The following is a 14,951-nucleotide window of genomic DNA, read 5'->3' on the forward strand; positions in this document are numbered from 1 at the left end:
TAAAATTAATCTATTATGAAACGCTTAACCTTATTTACAGCGATCGTATTCTTATTGACTATTTCGTGCCAAAAAGAATACCCTGAAATGGAAGGTACAGACCTTTCTAACTCAGATGAAAATTTTGAAAATAAACGATTTACAAATTCTTCTGGTTTAAATATAGACTTACAGGAAATTCCTATTGAAGATCGTAGAATTCATGAAATTACAAATCCTTCTTCTCATAACTCTTTCAATGATACACATAAATACGAAAAATCCAATGTATTTGATAGATTACCGGATCAATTTAGAAAAGGAATTCGTGCAATTGAGATAGATATTCATAAAAAAGTAAATATTTTTTCTTCAGATGATATTTCAGTATACCACGGAAAAGCTTCCAATGGATTAAATGGAAGTCGATTAGCACATTATGTTTTAGAAGAAGTTACAGATTTTGTAAAAGATAATCCAAATGAAATTGTGTTTTTAAAATTTGAAACTACTGTTTCTGGAAGTGATATTGACAAAGAAATTCGAGAAGCAGGATTAGATAAATACATTTATACTTACAATTCAAGTAATCCTTTTCCAAAACCTGAAGAAGTTACTGCAACTGGTAAAAATGTAATCATCACAAGAGATGTTGGTTTACAATATGGAGGATCTGCTTTACCAAGGCATACATTCGGTGGAGGTTTCAGTGATAAAGACAAAAATAATCCACAAACTTCTCCATCTGAAAAGAAATTCTTTTCTGTTGAATATTATCATATTACAAAAACTTTTGGTTATGGTGATTCCAAACAACAAAGATGGCTAAATGGTGAAGGAAGGTTACCAAAATTTGTAGATGAAGTATGGAAATTAAACGGGAAAAAACCATGGAGAGTAATTGTAGATTTTCCTGGAATAAACGATGGTTTTTATTATGATGAAATCAAAAGAGTCAATGAACGTCAAATGTTAAAAGCTCATATTTATGATGAAAATGGGAATTTATTCACAAAAGACGATAATGGACAATTAATCACTTGGAAATGGATGTGTACTTATGGAGGAGATAAAAATGATGCAAAAACTTCTTCTGAAGCTTCTTTCCCAATGAAAAAAGGAGAAACTGTAACTATTCAACCTTATTCTGATGATTATTATTTTGTACCTCCAATTTTAGAAGTTACAAATGATGGAACAACAGATTTACTTCAAAATTTTGTGGCAGTTCCAAAATCTTAACGAATTATTTTAGAAATAATTAAGATAAAAACAATAATCTCATTAACTTCATATAACATTCAAAATCAATTAACAAACTAACTTCAGCTATTCTAATTCTAAAATTAATCTATTATGAAACGCTTAACCTTATTTACAGCGATGGTCTTCTTTTTGGCTGTTGCTTGTCAAAAAGATGATCCCGTTTTAGAAGAAAAAACAGAAACAGAAACGGGCTTAGAAAGAGAATTTAATAAAGAAGGTTTTCTACATTCTCAATTAGATTTAACACTGCAAGAAATTCCAATGGAAGATCGAAGAATCCATGAAATCACAAATCCTTCTACACATAATTCTTACAACGACACACACAAATACGAAAAATCCAATGTATTTGATAGATTACCAGACCAATTTAAAAAAGGAATTCGCGCTATTGAAATTGATATTCATAAAAGAATTAATCTTTTTAAAAGTGATGATATTTCTGTATATCACGGTAAACCTACAAATGGTTTTAATGGAACTCGATTGGCGCATTATGTTTTAAGAGAAATTACAGATTTTGTAAAAGATAATCCAAATGAAATTGTCTATTTAAAATTTGAAACCACAGTTTCAGGAAGTGATATTGACAAAGAGATACGCAAAGCAGATTTGGATGATTATATTTATAATTACAATTCTAGTAATCCTTATCCAAAACCAGAAGAAGTTACTGCAACAGGAAAAAATGTAATTATCACAAGAGATATCGGTTCAGAATATGGAGGATCTGCTTTACCAAGACATACTTTTGGTGGTGGTTATAGTGATAAAGACAAAAATAAACCACAATCTTCTCCTTCTGAAAAGAAATTTTTCACAGTAGAATATTATCATATCACAAAAACTTTTGGCTATGGAGATTCCAAACAACAAAGATGGCTTAACGGCGAAGGTAGATTACCAAAATTTGTAGACGAAGTTTGGAAATTAAACGGAAAAAAACCTTGGAGAGTAATTGTAGATTTTCCAAGTTTAAATGATGGTTTTTATTATCAAGAAATTAAAAGAGTAAATGAACGCCAAATGTTGAAAGTAAAAATTCATGACGGAGATGGAAATTTACTTTTAAAAGATAAAGATGGGAAATTAATTACATGGAAATGGGATACTTCTTATAACGGAAATGAAGTGGTTGCAACTACTTCTGCGGAAGCATCTTTTCCAATGAAAAAAAGTGAAACAGTCATTATTCAACCAACATCAGATAAATACTTTTTTGTTCCACCTTATTTAGAAGTTACAAATGATGGAACTACTGATTTGTTACAAAATTTTGTAGCATTTCCAAAAAGTCAAATTTAGAACCTTACCATTCAAATATTTATCTATACAAAAAGAGGTTATCTCATAACGAAATAACCTCTTTTTTATATTAAAAATAACAAACTTAAACTTTTTCGATGTTTTCGATTAAAACATCCATAAACTTTTGTAATGGTTTTTTCACCATCATTGCCATCATCGGATTGAAATCTCCTTTGAAAAATAATTGTACATCACTTGAGTTTTCATCTGCATTTTCAATAATTCCAGTTAAAGAAAATGATAATTTACTACTAGCTGCACCTAAAACGATTTTTTCGTTTGGAGTTTTTTCATTTAATACTAAACGAATTTCTGGCATTCCTTTTAAACAAAAAAGAAAAGATTCTCCATCTACTTCAAACTTCTCGATGTTTTCTGGCATTAATTGCTCAAAATTTTTCAAATCTGTCAAAAAGTTAAAAATCTCTTCTTGACTTTTTTGAGCTGTAACTTTTTTAGTTTTTAATTCCATAAGTGTTTTTTAAAATATTATTTACTCCAAGTACTTGGTTCATGTCTCCATTGTGAAAGTGTACTCTTTTCCTCTGCAGTAATATAATGGTTATCATTCGCCAACTCTAATAATGTGTCATAATCGCTCAATGTATATAATTCTACATTTGCTTCTTCAAAATTAGTTTTAGCAATATCAAATCCGTAAGAGAAAATAGCGACCATACCTTTTACGTTTGCTCCTTCGTTTCTTAGAGCTTCCACGGCATTTAAACTACTTTTTCCTGTACTGATTAAGTCTTCAATCACAACAACATTACTTCCTTTTTCTAAAAATCCTTCTACTTGATTTTTACGACCATGCTTTTTAGGCTCAGGACGAACATAAACAAAAGGAATATTTAAGAATTGAGCAACCAAAACTCCCATTGCAATTGCACCTGTAGCAACACCAGCAATCACGTCTGGTTTACCATAGGTATCCTCAATTATCTTAGCGATGTTTTCTCTAATGTAATTGCGAATTGGGGGAAATGATAGCGTTGTTCTGTTGTCACAATAAATTGGAGATTTCCATCCTGATGCCCAAGTAAAAGGCTCTGATGGCTGTAATTTTATTGCTTTAATTTGCAATAATAGTTCTGCTGTTTTTTTTGCTGTATCTTTGTTCGAAATCATAATGCAAATGTATAAAGTTTTTGTCAATGACTATCCAATTATTTTGACGGATAGTATAAAAAATTCCGAAAATTCAGACATGTTAAACATGAACGAAAATAATGTTCATCAAGTTATTCAAAAAATGCTTAACAATAAAGTAACACAAGCAACTTTTTATTGCAAAAACTTAGAAAGTGACTGGAATTTGTTTCAATCTTATTTTAATGTACAAAAAGCTGCTGGTGGAATTGTAAAAGATGAAAAAGAAAACATTTTATTTATTAAAAGATTTGAAAAATGGGATTTACCAAAAGGTAAAATTGAAAAAGGAGAAACTACAGAAGAAGCCGCTATTCGTGAGGTAGAAGAAGAATGTGGAATCGAAAATTTAGAATTGCTTTCTGAAAACAAAACAACGTATCATATTTTTCCAAGAAAAAATCAATTTTGTTTAAAAATAAGTTATTGGTTTGATATGAAAACAACTTATAAAGGGAAATTAACACCACAAATCGAAGAAGATATCATAGAAGTTGTTTTTAAAAATTCAACTGAAATAGAAGAAGCCTTACAAAACACTTATGCAAACATTCAATTGTTATTTGAATAAAATTCTAAAGTTGTTAAGAAATCAATAATTTTTTAAAAAAGTAGAAATTAATTCTTAAAAATATGAATAACTGCTTTTAATATTACCATACTTTTGTTATTCACAATAATAGCTGTATTTTTGCAATCTTTTTATAAAAAGATTATTCGAGTAAAGGTATGACAGAGTTTATTAGAAAAATAACGCCAAACACAAAAGACGACGTTCTTGCAGGAATTACAGTTTCCTTAGCTATGGTTCCAGAAGTTGTGGCTTTCGCTTTTGTGGCACAAATTGATCCTATTGTTGCGCTTACAGGTGCTTTCATCGTAGGAATTATTACAGCAGTTCTTGGAGGTAGACCAGGATTAATTTCTGGAGCAGCTGGAGCAGTAGCTGTAATCTTCGTAGATATGATTGCAAAAGGACATGCAAAAGGTTTGGCTTTTGACAATCCAATTGATGACATGGGATTCATGTATCTTTTTGGAGCTGTAATTTTAATGGGAATTATACAAGTAGCTGCTGGATATTTTAAATTAGGACGATTCGTTCGTTTAATTCCACATCCTGTAATGCTTGGTTTTGTAAATGGTTTAGCAATTGTGATTTTCTTAGCACAGTTAAAAATGTTTACACATAAAATTCCAAATACAAATCCAGATGTATTAGGTAAATTCCAAGACATTTGGATGCATGGAAGCGAACTCTATATCATGATTGGTTTGGTTTTACTAACAATGGCGATTATTTATTTCTTACCTAAACTCACAAAAAAATTACCTGCTGCACTTACAGCAATTATCATTACAAGTTTGATTGTAAAGTTTGGAAACATCAATGTTTCTACTGTTGGTTCTTATATTGTTGAAGGAGGAGGAACTGGTTTAAAAGGTTCTTTTCCGATGTTTAACTCAGAGCTTTGGCAGAAATTACCAATCAACTTTGACACCTTATTTTTCATTCTTCCTTATGCCTTTTTGGCAGCTTGTGTAGGATTAATTGAATCTTTAATGACAATGAATTTAGTCGATGAATTGACAGAAACTAGAGGAAATGGAAATAAAGAATGTGTTGCGCAAGGTGTTGCAAATGTGGCTAGTGGACTTTTTGGAGGAACTGGTGGTTGTGGAATGATTGGACAAACGATGATTAACATCAATTCAAATGGACGAGGAAGACTGTCAGGAATCATGATGGCACTTACTTTGTTATCATTTATTTTGTTTGCAGATGAAATCATTGAACAAGTTCCAATTGCAGCTTTAGTTGGTGTAATGTTTATGATGGTAATTGAAACATTTGCATGGTCAAGTTTACGTATTATTCGTAAAATTCCTAAAGCAGATGCCTTTGTTTTAATCGCTGTTTCTATAATTACAGTTATTTTCGATTTAGCAATTGCTGTTTTTGCTGGAGTTATTATTTCTGCATTAGTTTTTGCTTGGGAAAATGCAAAAAGAATTCGTGCACGTAAGGTTTTCAAAAAAGATGGTACTAAGGTATATGAAATTTGGGGACCACTTTTCTTTGGTTCCGTTACAGCTTTTAATGAAAAGTTTGATGTAAAGAATGATCCAGAGAAAGTTGAAATTGATTTTATTGAATCTAGAATCAGTGATCACTCAGGAATTGAAGCAATTTTTAATCTAGTTGAAAAGTATGAAAAAGCGGGAAAACAAGTAAAATTAAAACACTTAAGCGAAGAATGTAAAGAGCTTCTTTGTAAGAGTAACACGAAATTTAATGAGATAATTATAGAGGCGGTAGATGATCCTCGATATCATGTAGTAGCGGATCCTGAAGAATTTGCCTAAAAATATAGATAAAAGAAAATGAGATTTTTAAAATTATACTATGAATATTTAAAAAGAACTGGGCTTTTTACTTTTTTGAGAAAAAACCTAAAAAGTCTTTTGATTGTTGTTGGTATTGTTGTTGGAATATTTTTCATCATTGAAAAATTCGTCATCACAATGAAAGAAATTTTTCAATTAATTGTAGATAATGTTCCTGATACATTCGTATATGTTATTTTCACCGCTTCCGAAACGATTTTAGGTCTTATTCCACCTGATTTATTTATTATGTGGAGTAAAACACAAGGAGAAAGTATTGGTGTAAATCCGTGGCTTCTTGTTGGTGTTTTAGCAACACTTTCTTATTTAGGTGGAGTGATTGCTTATGGAATTGGTATGAAAATTGAGCATATCCCAAAGATACATTATTGGGTTACAAACAAGTACAGTGATTTATTTACGAACTTAAAAAAATGGGGAGGATTCTTTATTGTGATTGCTGCATTATTACCAATCCCATTTTCGATGGTAACTCTAATTTCAGGAATTACAGGTTATTCTTTTAGATGGCTTTTAATCCTAGGATTATTCAGATATGTGAGATTTTTTGTCTATGCAATTTTCTTATTCCTAGCGGTGTAAGATTTGCATCTTTTTATATAAATACACGAAGAAGAAAGCACTCTATTTTGAGTGCTTTTTTTATATAATTTACTCTTATTGAGGAATTCCACATTTTTATTCAATGTTTTATTTTAAAATTTGACTTTATAACTTTTAAAATAAAATCATGAAATACAAAGTAATCCCTTTTGTTGCAAATATTGATCCTATAAAAGGAACATCAAAGCATGTTGCGGAACAATTAGAAGAACTTATTAATAATTATTCTGAAAGAGGATGGAAATATGAAAGATTAGAAAGTGTTTCTACAATTGTAAATCCCGAAAATGGTTGTTTTGGTTTTGGTGCAAAAGCAGCATATACTACAACAAGACAAATGGTAGTTTTTTCAAAATTATGAAATATCTTCTTTTAACAATAATTCATCTCTATTGGTTTTTAATTCCCAAAAAGAAAAGAAGAAGATGTATTTTTAAAAAATCATGTTCTAAAATAGTATATGAAAAAACAAAAAAAGAAGGCTTAATTTCAGGCTTGAAAATATTAACTTTTAGAATTAAAAATTGTCATCCAGAATTCGATTTGTATTTCGAAATAAAAACAAATGAATTAAAATTAATCACAAAATCGGGAGAAATTATTAGTGAAAATAATATTGCTGATTGGTTAAAAGCATAAAAAAGTTTGACGATTAAGAATCGTCAAACTTTTTTAGACATAAGCTCCAGAAGAATATGTCAACTCATAACTATGTGTGTAAATTTCAAAAACAACACCAAATGGATCTTCTACATAAACCATTTTAAAAGGCTTTTCATTTGGATAATATTCTCGAATTGGCATTCGTTGCTTCCCTCCTGCTTCTACAATTCTTTGCGTTAAACTTTCAATATTTGGATCTTGAACACAAAAATGAAACAATCCTGTTCTAAAAGGATTAAAATCTGCTTTACCTTTTGTTTGTGGAAATTCAAAAAGCTCAATTCCTATTTTATCTGAAGTAGAAAGATGTGCAATACGAAAGCTCTCCCAATCTTCCCCAAAAACATCAATACACATATTTCCAATTGCTGTTTCTGTTTCTTTTTTAATCGTTTCTGGCCCCATTAAAAGATACCAATTCATCACTTTTGTGTAAAAAGAAATTGCTTTATCTAAATCTGGAACCGTAATTCCTATATGCGAAAATGCTCTTGGATAATTCATTTTATTTGATTTAAAATTGACACTTTTAAATTAAGGAATATCAAGAATATATTTTATCAGAATTTCGCTAATTTTTTTATAACATAATTGCAACGTACTAAAACGCAAAAGTAATTAGATAAAACTTAAGTGCAATTTGCTAAAATGCAAAAGCTATTAGATAAAATATAAATGCAACGTACTAAAATGCAAAAGCTATTAGATAAAATATAAATACAACGTGCTAAAATGCAAAAGCTATTAGATAAAATATAAATGCAACGTACTAAAATGTAAAAGCAACTAAATAAAACAAAAAAACCACTCTACAATCAGAGTGGTTTTTACTTTTTTTATAAAGATAAATTAAATTATTCTAGAATAATTCAGGATATTCAGTTGGATTTGCTTCATTCATGATAGCATAAACCGCTTCAAAAATATCCTCATGAGATGGTTTACAGAAATAATCCCCATCACTACCATAAGCAGGTCTATTTGCTTTCGCTGCTAAAGTAGTTGGCTTACTATCTAAGAATCTATAAGCATTTTGATTCTCTAAAATTTCTTGTAATAAATATGCTGAAGCTCCTCCAGGAACATCTTCATCAATTACCATTAATCTGTTTGTTTTCGCAACACTCTTCACAGTATCGTGATTGATATCAAATGGTAATAAAGATTGTGCATCAATAATTTCAGCCTCAATTCCATATTGTGCTAATTCTTGTGCAGCTTCCTGAACGATTTTTAAAGTAGATCCATAAGAAACTAAAGTAATATCAGAACCTTCTCTTACAGTTTCTACAACTCCGATTGGTGTTCTTAACTCTCCTAAGTTTGTTGGTAAATCTTCTTTTAAACGGTAACCATTTAAGTTCTCCACGATTAAAGCTGGTTCATCTGTTTCTAATAAAGTATTATAGAATCCAGCAGCTTTTGTCATGTTTCTTGGAGTTAAAACATACATTCCTCTCAATGATCCTAAAATTGTAGCCATTGGAGAACCTGAATGCCAAATTCCTTCTAAACGGTGTCCACGAGTTCTAACGATAAGTGGTGCTTTTTGCTTTCCAGCCGTTCTATAACGAACTGTAGCCAAATCATCACTCATAATTTGTAAACCATATAATAAATAATCTAAGTATTGAATCTCAGCAATTGGTCTTAAACCTCTCATTGCCATTCCAATACCTTGACCGATAATTGTAGCCTCACGAATTCCTGCATCTGCCACACGGAATTCTCCATATTTCTCTTGCATTCCTTCTAAACCTTGGTTTACATCTCCAATTTTTCCAGAATCCTCTCCGAAGATTACTACTTCAGGGTGTTTTGCAAAAATTGCATCGAAGTTATCACGCATTATTAAACGAGCATCTACAGATTCTCTAGTTTCTCCATAAGTAGGTAAAACCTCTTCTACGTTTAAAGCTCCTGTTTCTGTTTCGTTGTATAATTCGCTACTATATTTTGCTTGATTTACAGCTTTATAATTTGCAATCCAGTTGATTAAATTAGTTCTTTCTACAGTATTTTCAGAACGAACATAACGTAAAGCTTTTCTTGCAGTAGAAAGAATATCTTTTCTTGATGGTTCTTTGATTGCATTTAAATCATTAGCTAATTTAGCGATGAAATTTTTACTTTCACTACTTTCTGCTAAAGCGTTAATTAAAGCAACAGCATCAGCTCTTTCATCTTTTTGAGGTGTTGTAAATGCAGCCCAAGCATCTCTTTTTGCTTTAGAAACGATTTTCTTCGCTTCTTTTTCCATTGCGATTAATTCTTCTTCTGATTCAACTAACTTAAGAACATCTTTCTTTCCGTTAGCTTTTTCAAATTCAAGAATCCATTTACGCATTTGTGCAATACAATCATACTCTGCTTCCCAAGCTAATCTTTCTGTAGATTTATATCTTTCATGTGATCCTGAAGTTGAATGTCCTTGTGGTTGCGTTAATTCACGAACGTGAATCATTGCAGGAATGTGATTTTCACGAACAAAAGCAGCAGCTTTTTGATACGTTTCTACTAAAGTAGCATAATCCCATCCTTTAACTACAAAGATTTCATAACCTTCACCATTCTCATCTCTTTGGAAACCTTTTAAAATTTCCGAAATATTTTCTTTCGTAGTTTGGTGCTTAGCATGAACCGAAATTCCATACTCATCATCCCAAACATTAATAATCATAGGTACTTGTAAAACACCAGCAGCATTGATAGTTTCAAAGAATAAACCTTCACTTGTACTAGCATTTCCGATAGTTCCCCATGCAATTTCATCACCATTTTTAGAGAATTTAGTGAAACCTTCTTTTAATTCATCAATATTACGATACATTTTTGAAGCCTGAGCCAATCCTAATAAACGAGGCATTTGTCCTGCTGTAGGAGAAATATCTGAACTAGAATTCTTTTGACTTGTAAGCTCTTTCCAAGAACCATCTTCATTTAAACTATGTGTAGCAAAGTGACCTCCCATTTGTCTTCCTGCTGACATTGGATCTGCTTTAATATCAACATGAGCATATAATCCAGCGAAAAATTGTTGAGGAGTTAATTGTCCGATTGCCATCATAAAAGTTTGATCTCTATAATAACCAGAACGGAAGTCTCCATTTTTGAAAGCTTTAGCCATTGCAAGCTGAGGCACTTCTTTTCCGTCTCCGAAAATTCCGAACTTTGCCTTTCCAGTTAAAACTTCACGACGCCCTAAAAGACTACATTCTCTTGAGATAAGAGCAGTTTTATAGTCGTTTAAAACCTCTGTTTTGAAATCATTAAATGAAATTTGTTCTTTTTTTATAGTTGAAGATTTTGATGACATAATTTTAATTGCATTAGTGAATAGGGCAAATGTACTATTTTTGAAGCGGAATTAAAAATTGTTTAAAAATTAGAACATTTTCCCGATATTTATAAATTAAATACAATAAAAATTAAGTTTTAGTAAAGATTTTTTAACATATACTTACAAGTAATTAGGTATTAATAAAATCCTCGACGTATAAAATTGATGATTCTATTCGGCTTAATTGTTAAAACATAGCGAATTTTTGTTCCATAACCTGGCTGAGATACTTCCCAACCATTATTTGAATATAAAGGAAAATATATTTCTAAGATATTATGAATGAAATTTAATCGTATTCCATTATCGTGTGCAAAAAATACTTTCTTATTTCTACTTTTAATAAATCCAATATCTTGGTAAAACTCTACCCAACGCCAAATTCCAATACTTCCATTAATAGCCGTAATCCATTGATTTGCGAAGTTTTCTTCCAATCTAGATTTAAATCCTCCTTCTGCTGTAATGTACTGTTGGCTGAAAAAACCTGTTGTTTCAGAACGCCCAAAATAATCATATTGAAACAAATAATCCGTAGGTCTATCTAAAGCAAAACTGAAATAATCTGTGTTAGTTTTATTATTTAGAAAAACTCCTGCATAAAAACGGAAATCAAATTGTTGGTTATTTTCCGAAAGAATTCGATATCGTAAGTCTAAAGAAGTTTTAGCAAATTTATCTGCAATTTGTAAATTTATGTTATAACGTAAGTCCTCTATGATTTCAGGTTTTGAATACGAAAAACCTAAATTAAAAATATTGTATTTAAAAGATTCTGGATTCTCATCCGTAACTAAACCTCTTTCTTTATCTACAATTACATAATTTGAATAAAAACTTCTACTTCCAACATCTCTCAGACTTTTTCTCTTTAATTCTACATTCACAAAAGGCGTTAATTTTCGATAAGATAAATTTGGCGCATAATTAAAAGAAGAACCTCCAACACCAAAAGAATAACGATAAATATTCGTTTTTTCAGGATAAGATTGATAAACAGCCGAAGCAGAACCTACCAAAGTATTACTTTTTGTTGCATAAAGTGGCGAAAATTTATAGATAAAATTCTTTTTCAAAATTGCACCATTACTAAAAGATGCTCCAAGTGAAATTCCATCATAGTAATTATATTTTATGTTGGGACGATAAAAAATCTCATTATAATAAGGATCTTCGATATCTTTGAACAAACGAAATTTCACTGGTCGATTAAATAATTTTGGTTTTACATTTTTCCAATTGTCTCTCGAATTTAATTCTGGATATAAAAACTCATAATTCAATGCAATTTTATCAAAATCTCCTTTTGGAATTCGAACAGTTTTTACAGAATCTACTCCTGTTACCCATGTTTTATATTTGACTTCTTTTCCTTTTACACCATATAAAGCCAAAGGTGCAACAAATTCTCTTTTATTTTTAATGGTAACTTCTAAAGAATCTCCAACAGTTTTTACCTTTTTAACTGTAAAGTCTATCTTTTCTTTCGTTTCTATATATGTTTTAAAAAACCAATCTAAATCTTTTGTTGTTTTACTTTCAACAATTTCTTTAAATTCTTTAGAATTTGATTTTTCTAAATGATTTTCAGCAAAATATTCTTTAATACTTTTTGCAATAATATCTTTCTCTAAATAATTATTCAAATATCGTAAACCTAATCCTGCTTTGTATTTATTTACAATTTTACGATTGAAATTTGATAAAGAATCCGCGCGCATTTCCAAAGGTTGATCTAAGTTTTTTCGAATTGTAAATTGATATACAAAAGAATATTTATCATTAAATTCTAATTTAGAAATATTAAAACTTCGAATTCCCCAAATCTTTGAAACTTCACCAATCGCTTTAATTTCTGGATAATATTTTTTAACATATTCCATCATTAAATAGGTTTGAACACCATCAGCCAACCAATAATCATCTCGTTTATTATAAAGAATTGTATTCTCAATATATTTTTGACTTAAAATTTTAAACGTTTCAATATCCCATTCAAAAGTATTCGAAAAAGGTGTTAAAAAGGAAGGCAATTGATTAAAACCATAAACTGGATTTTTTTGATAAGAAATTCGATTTATCAATAACCGATCATGTGGAAATTCTCCTAAATATTCTTTTAAAAAAAGCATCGAACGATTCAATACAGAAGTTTTTAATTGCATATCTTCCAATTTCGACTTCATATCTGTTATAATCGTTACAGAATCTGTATGGTATTCTTTAAATTCTTGTTTTTCGACTTCAATAATATTAAATTCTATATCAATTCGTTTTTTTCCAGATAAATGATATGTAATATTTTCTGGATGCATTTCAATAGTTCCTTCTAAATCTGTATTGATAAAATAATTTTTTGGAAGTGTAAAATCAATTTGATAATCCGCATAATCCATATACAAATCATCCATATTTAAATTATTCATCAACAACCAATCATGATTTTCATAAACCACAGGAACTAAATACCAATAGCGTAAATTAAACTCATCCTTACTCCAACCATAATCTGTAAACTTGGCATTTGGTAATTTCACAACATAAGTAAACTGAATTGTCATCTTTTTATTTGGTAATAACGGTCTAGTAAGTGTTACTTCCAAAATATCTTGATTATCTTTAATTTCAGTCCAATAAGCATTTAAATAATCAATAGAAATATTATTGATTTTTGTATAACCCAAATCTGGTTCTTTCGCAAAATAAAATTTCTTTTCATAGTTTTCTAGAAGTCTTTTTGACAAAGGTGTTTTTTTACTACTAAAACTATTTGGCCAATTATGAAAGAAAATTGAAGTTAATGTATCTGAAGTTTTATTATAATAATCTAAAGTTTGCTGAATACGAATTTCCTTGGTTTCAATATCTAAAAAAGCATTAATATCGATTTTGTTTTCTTGTGCATTAATTTTATTTACAATCAAAAATAAACACAAAAAAACAAGAGAAAATTTGATATAAAAATGCTTCATATATTTCATATTATTAAGGATTCTGTAGTTTAAAACTTTCAATATAATAGTTTTATTATGGATAAATCGCGTTTTAAAACAATATTTACTTTAATTCGGTTAAAAAATATTGTTTTTAATCAAAAATCATACAAATAATTAGGAATCTCTGGGGAAATATTTGAAAATTATAGCTATTTAGTCTTCTAATTTTCTTTCAAATTACAAAAAAAAGTAGCATTTCTTTCGTTCAACTTTCTCTCTTGCCTTTTTTTAATAAAATATTAGTATTGTTTGGTTTCATTTTTAAGAATTTGAAGAAAAAATAATGCTTATTTCATTTCAATTTGATAATTTAGAACCATAAATAATGAGGTAAAATGATTGAGGAAGCTTTGTTAGAAAAATTTGGTGCAGAAAAAATCTTTATAGAAAAAGGAGAATTTTTATTTAAAACAAATGGAATTGCATCTTACTTTTTTCAAGTTGCAAATGGAGAAATTAAAATGAATAATTTTAATGATGATGGAAAAGAATTCATTCAAGGAATCTTTAAAAATGGAAGAAGTTTTGGAGAACCTCCTTTGTTTAGTGATCGAATTTACCCTGCAAATGCTGAAGCGATTATCGATAGTTATGTTTGGCGTTTAAAAAAAGATCATTTTTTCGATTTATTATATTCCAACCCAAATGTTCACATGGAAGTTACCAGTACTTTAGCAAAAAGATTGCATTATAAATCAATGGTTTTATCTGAAATTGCTTCCCAAGATCCAGAACATCGAATTTTAAAAATTATTGATTATTTTAAAATTCATATTGATAAAACTCCAGAAAACGAAAGATATAAAGTAAAAATGTCTCGTCAACAAATTGCAGATTTAACTGGTTTACGAGTAGAAACTGTAATTCGTTCCATTAAATCTCTAGAAAAAAAAGGATTAGTAACTATTGAAAATCGAAAAGTGTATCGTTAAGTTCTTTTGATTTCTTTTCCTTTAAATTAGTATCTTGCAAAAAATTTAAAACAAATGACACAAATACATAAATTAAGACATTTTTTTGAAAAATATGGTTTTGATGTTTCTACTCGATTTGCGGATCGATTAGGTTTAAAAGTAACACATGTTCGTTTGTTTTTTATTTATATTTCTTTCGTAACTCTTGGAATTTCTTTTGGTCTGTATTTAAGCTTAGCTTTTCTTTTAAAATTAAAAGACATGATTTACACGAAAAGAAAATCTGTTTTCGACTTATAATCCTTAATTTTCTTCTTATCT

14 protein-coding genes are annotated in these 14,951 nt (G+C 29.5%); 9 read left to right on the plus strand and 5 right to left on the minus strand.

Translation table 11 applies throughout. The features are described from left to right. Positions 1-15: 15 nt before the first annotated feature. Both I1A51_RS00835 and I1A51_RS00840 read left to right on the plus strand, forming a co-directional pair. Entirely contained in the window at positions 16-1,221 is a 1,206-nt protein-coding gene (locus I1A51_RS00835) for a phosphatidylinositol-specific phospholipase C domain-containing protein (RefSeq protein WP_196890485.1), read from the plus strand. A gap of 114 nt (positions 1,222-1,335) precedes the next feature. Continuing rightward, the gene (locus I1A51_RS00840) at positions 1,336-2,550 is read left to right on the plus strand and encodes a phosphatidylinositol-specific phospholipase C domain-containing protein (RefSeq protein WP_196890486.1); all 1,215 of its coding nucleotides are present in this window, start codon (positions 1,336-1,338) and stop codon (positions 2,548-2,550) included. 85 nt (positions 2,551-2,635) lie between these two features. Here the strand turns inward: I1A51_RS00840 and I1A51_RS00845 are convergent, their stop codons facing one another. Next, positions 2,636-3,025: an SRPBCC family protein gene (locus tag I1A51_RS00845; protein ID WP_196890487.1), complete on the minus strand. Its 390-nt coding sequence runs from the start codon at positions 3,023-3,025 to the stop codon at positions 2,636-2,638. A gap of 17 nt (positions 3,026-3,042) precedes the next feature. Beyond that, a complete protein-coding gene (pyrE, locus tag I1A51_RS00850; RefSeq protein ID WP_196890488.1) occupies positions 3,043-3,684 on the minus strand; it encodes an orotate phosphoribosyltransferase in 642 nt (213 codons plus the stop codon). A gap of 7 nt (positions 3,685-3,691) precedes the next feature. On the opposite strand from pyrE, the gene I1A51_RS00855 reads away from it, so the two are divergent. The 5 genes from I1A51_RS00855 (at position 3,692) to yidD (ending at position 7,356) form a co-directional block, all read left to right on the plus strand. Further along, complete coding sequence (locus I1A51_RS00855) at positions 3,692-4,276, plus strand: NUDIX hydrolase (RefSeq protein ID WP_231373927.1); 585 nt, start codon at positions 3,692-3,694, stop codon at positions 4,274-4,276. 158 nt (positions 4,277-4,434) lie between these two features. Next, on the plus strand, positions 4,435-6,072 hold the full coding sequence (locus tag I1A51_RS00860; RefSeq protein ID WP_196890490.1) for a SulP family inorganic anion transporter: 1,638 nt from the start codon (positions 4,435-4,437) through the stop codon (positions 6,070-6,072). An 18-nt stretch (positions 6,073-6,090) separates the two neighbouring features. Continuing rightward, the gene (locus I1A51_RS00865; RefSeq protein WP_196890491.1) at positions 6,091-6,696 is read left to right on the plus strand and encodes a YqaA family protein; all 606 of its coding nucleotides are present in this window, start codon (positions 6,091-6,093) and stop codon (positions 6,694-6,696) included. A 148-nt stretch (positions 6,697-6,844) separates the two neighbouring features. Then, on the plus strand, positions 6,845-7,078 hold the full coding sequence (locus I1A51_RS00870; RefSeq protein ID WP_196890492.1) for a hypothetical protein: 234 nt from the start codon (positions 6,845-6,847) through the stop codon (positions 7,076-7,078). Continuing rightward, positions 7,075-7,356 carry a membrane protein insertion efficiency factor YidD gene (gene yidD, locus I1A51_RS00875; RefSeq protein WP_196890493.1) on the plus strand — a complete coding sequence of 94 codons (282 nt, stop codon included), beginning with the start codon at positions 7,075-7,077 and terminating at the stop codon, positions 7,354-7,356. The genes I1A51_RS00870 and yidD overlap by 4 nt, the downstream gene beginning before the upstream one ends. A 33-nt stretch (positions 7,357-7,389) precedes the next feature. Here yidD and I1A51_RS00880 read toward each other — a convergent pair whose 3' ends face one another. The 3 genes from I1A51_RS00880 to I1A51_RS00890 form a co-directional block, all read right to left on the minus strand. Next, on the minus strand, positions 7,390-7,884 hold the full coding sequence (locus tag I1A51_RS00880) for a lactoylglutathione lyase family protein (protein WP_196890494.1): 495 nt from the start codon (positions 7,882-7,884) through the stop codon (positions 7,390-7,392). A gap of 355 nt (positions 7,885-8,239) precedes the next feature. Further along, positions 8,240-10,696, minus strand: coding sequence for an alpha-ketoacid dehydrogenase subunit alpha/beta (locus tag I1A51_RS00885; RefSeq protein WP_196890495.1), 2,457 nt, complete (start codon positions 10,694-10,696; stop codon positions 8,240-8,242). A gap of 161 nt (positions 10,697-10,857) precedes the next feature. Then, positions 10,858-13,701, minus strand: a complete 2,844-nt coding sequence (locus I1A51_RS00890; protein ID WP_196890496.1) for a gluzincin family metallopeptidase — start codon at positions 13,699-13,701, stop codon at positions 10,858-10,860. 350 nt (positions 13,702-14,051) lie between these two features. Between I1A51_RS00890 and I1A51_RS00895 the strand changes: the two genes are divergently transcribed. Continuing rightward, the gene (locus I1A51_RS00895; protein WP_196890497.1) at positions 14,052-14,648 is read left to right on the plus strand and encodes a Crp/Fnr family transcriptional regulator; all 597 of its coding nucleotides are present in this window, start codon (positions 14,052-14,054) and stop codon (positions 14,646-14,648) included. A gap of 54 nt (positions 14,649-14,702) precedes the next feature. Continuing rightward, entirely contained in the window at positions 14,703-14,930 is a 228-nt protein-coding gene (locus tag I1A51_RS00900) for a PspC domain-containing protein (protein ID WP_196890498.1), read from the plus strand. The last annotated feature ends 21 nt before the right edge of the window (positions 14,931-14,951 follow it).

The sequence above is a fragment of the Aureivirga marina genome (genome assembly GCF_015767265.1).
Classification (GTDB): Bacteria; Bacteroidota; Bacteroidia; order Flavobacteriales; family Flavobacteriaceae; genus Aureivirga; species Aureivirga marina.

Coding starts and splice junctions, on each gene's coding strand:
- I1A51_RS00835 (WP_196890485.1), top strand. CDS start 16: ATGAAACGCTTAACCTTATTTACAGCGATCGTATTCTTATTGACTATT.
- I1A51_RS00840 (WP_196890486.1), top strand. CDS start 1,336: ATGAAACGCTTAACCTTATTTACAGCGATGGTCTTCTTTTTGGCTGTT.
- I1A51_RS00845 (WP_196890487.1), bottom strand. CDS start 3,025: ATGGAATTAAAAACTAAAAAAGTTACAGCTCAAAAAAGTCAAGAAGAG.
- pyrE (WP_196890488.1), bottom strand. CDS start 3,684: ATGATTTCGAACAAAGATACAGCAAAAAAAACAGCAGAACTATTATTG.
- I1A51_RS00855 (WP_231373927.1), top strand. CDS start 3,692: ATGTATAAAGTTTTTGTCAATGACTATCCAATTATTTTGACGGATAGT.
- I1A51_RS00860 (WP_196890490.1), top strand. CDS start 4,435: ATGACAGAGTTTATTAGAAAAATAACGCCAAACACAAAAGACGACGTT.
- I1A51_RS00865 (WP_196890491.1), top strand. CDS start 6,091: ATGAGATTTTTAAAATTATACTATGAATATTTAAAAAGAACTGGGCTT.
- I1A51_RS00870 (WP_196890492.1), top strand. CDS start 6,845: ATGAAATACAAAGTAATCCCTTTTGTTGCAAATATTGATCCTATAAAA.
- yidD (WP_196890493.1), top strand. CDS start 7,075: ATGAAATATCTTCTTTTAACAATAATTCATCTCTATTGGTTTTTAATT.
- I1A51_RS00880 (WP_196890494.1), bottom strand. CDS start 7,884: ATGAATTATCCAAGAGCATTTTCGCATATAGGAATTACGGTTCCAGAT.
- I1A51_RS00885 (WP_196890495.1), bottom strand. CDS start 10,696: ATGTCATCAAAATCTTCAACTATAAAAAAAGAACAAATTTCATTTAAT.
- I1A51_RS00890 (WP_196890496.1), bottom strand. CDS start 13,701: ATGAAATATATGAAGCATTTTTATATCAAATTTTCTCTTGTTTTTTTG.
- I1A51_RS00895 (WP_196890497.1), top strand. CDS start 14,052: ATGATTGAGGAAGCTTTGTTAGAAAAATTTGGTGCAGAAAAAATCTTT.
- I1A51_RS00900 (WP_196890498.1), top strand. CDS start 14,703: ATGACACAAATACATAAATTAAGACATTTTTTTGAAAAATATGGTTTT.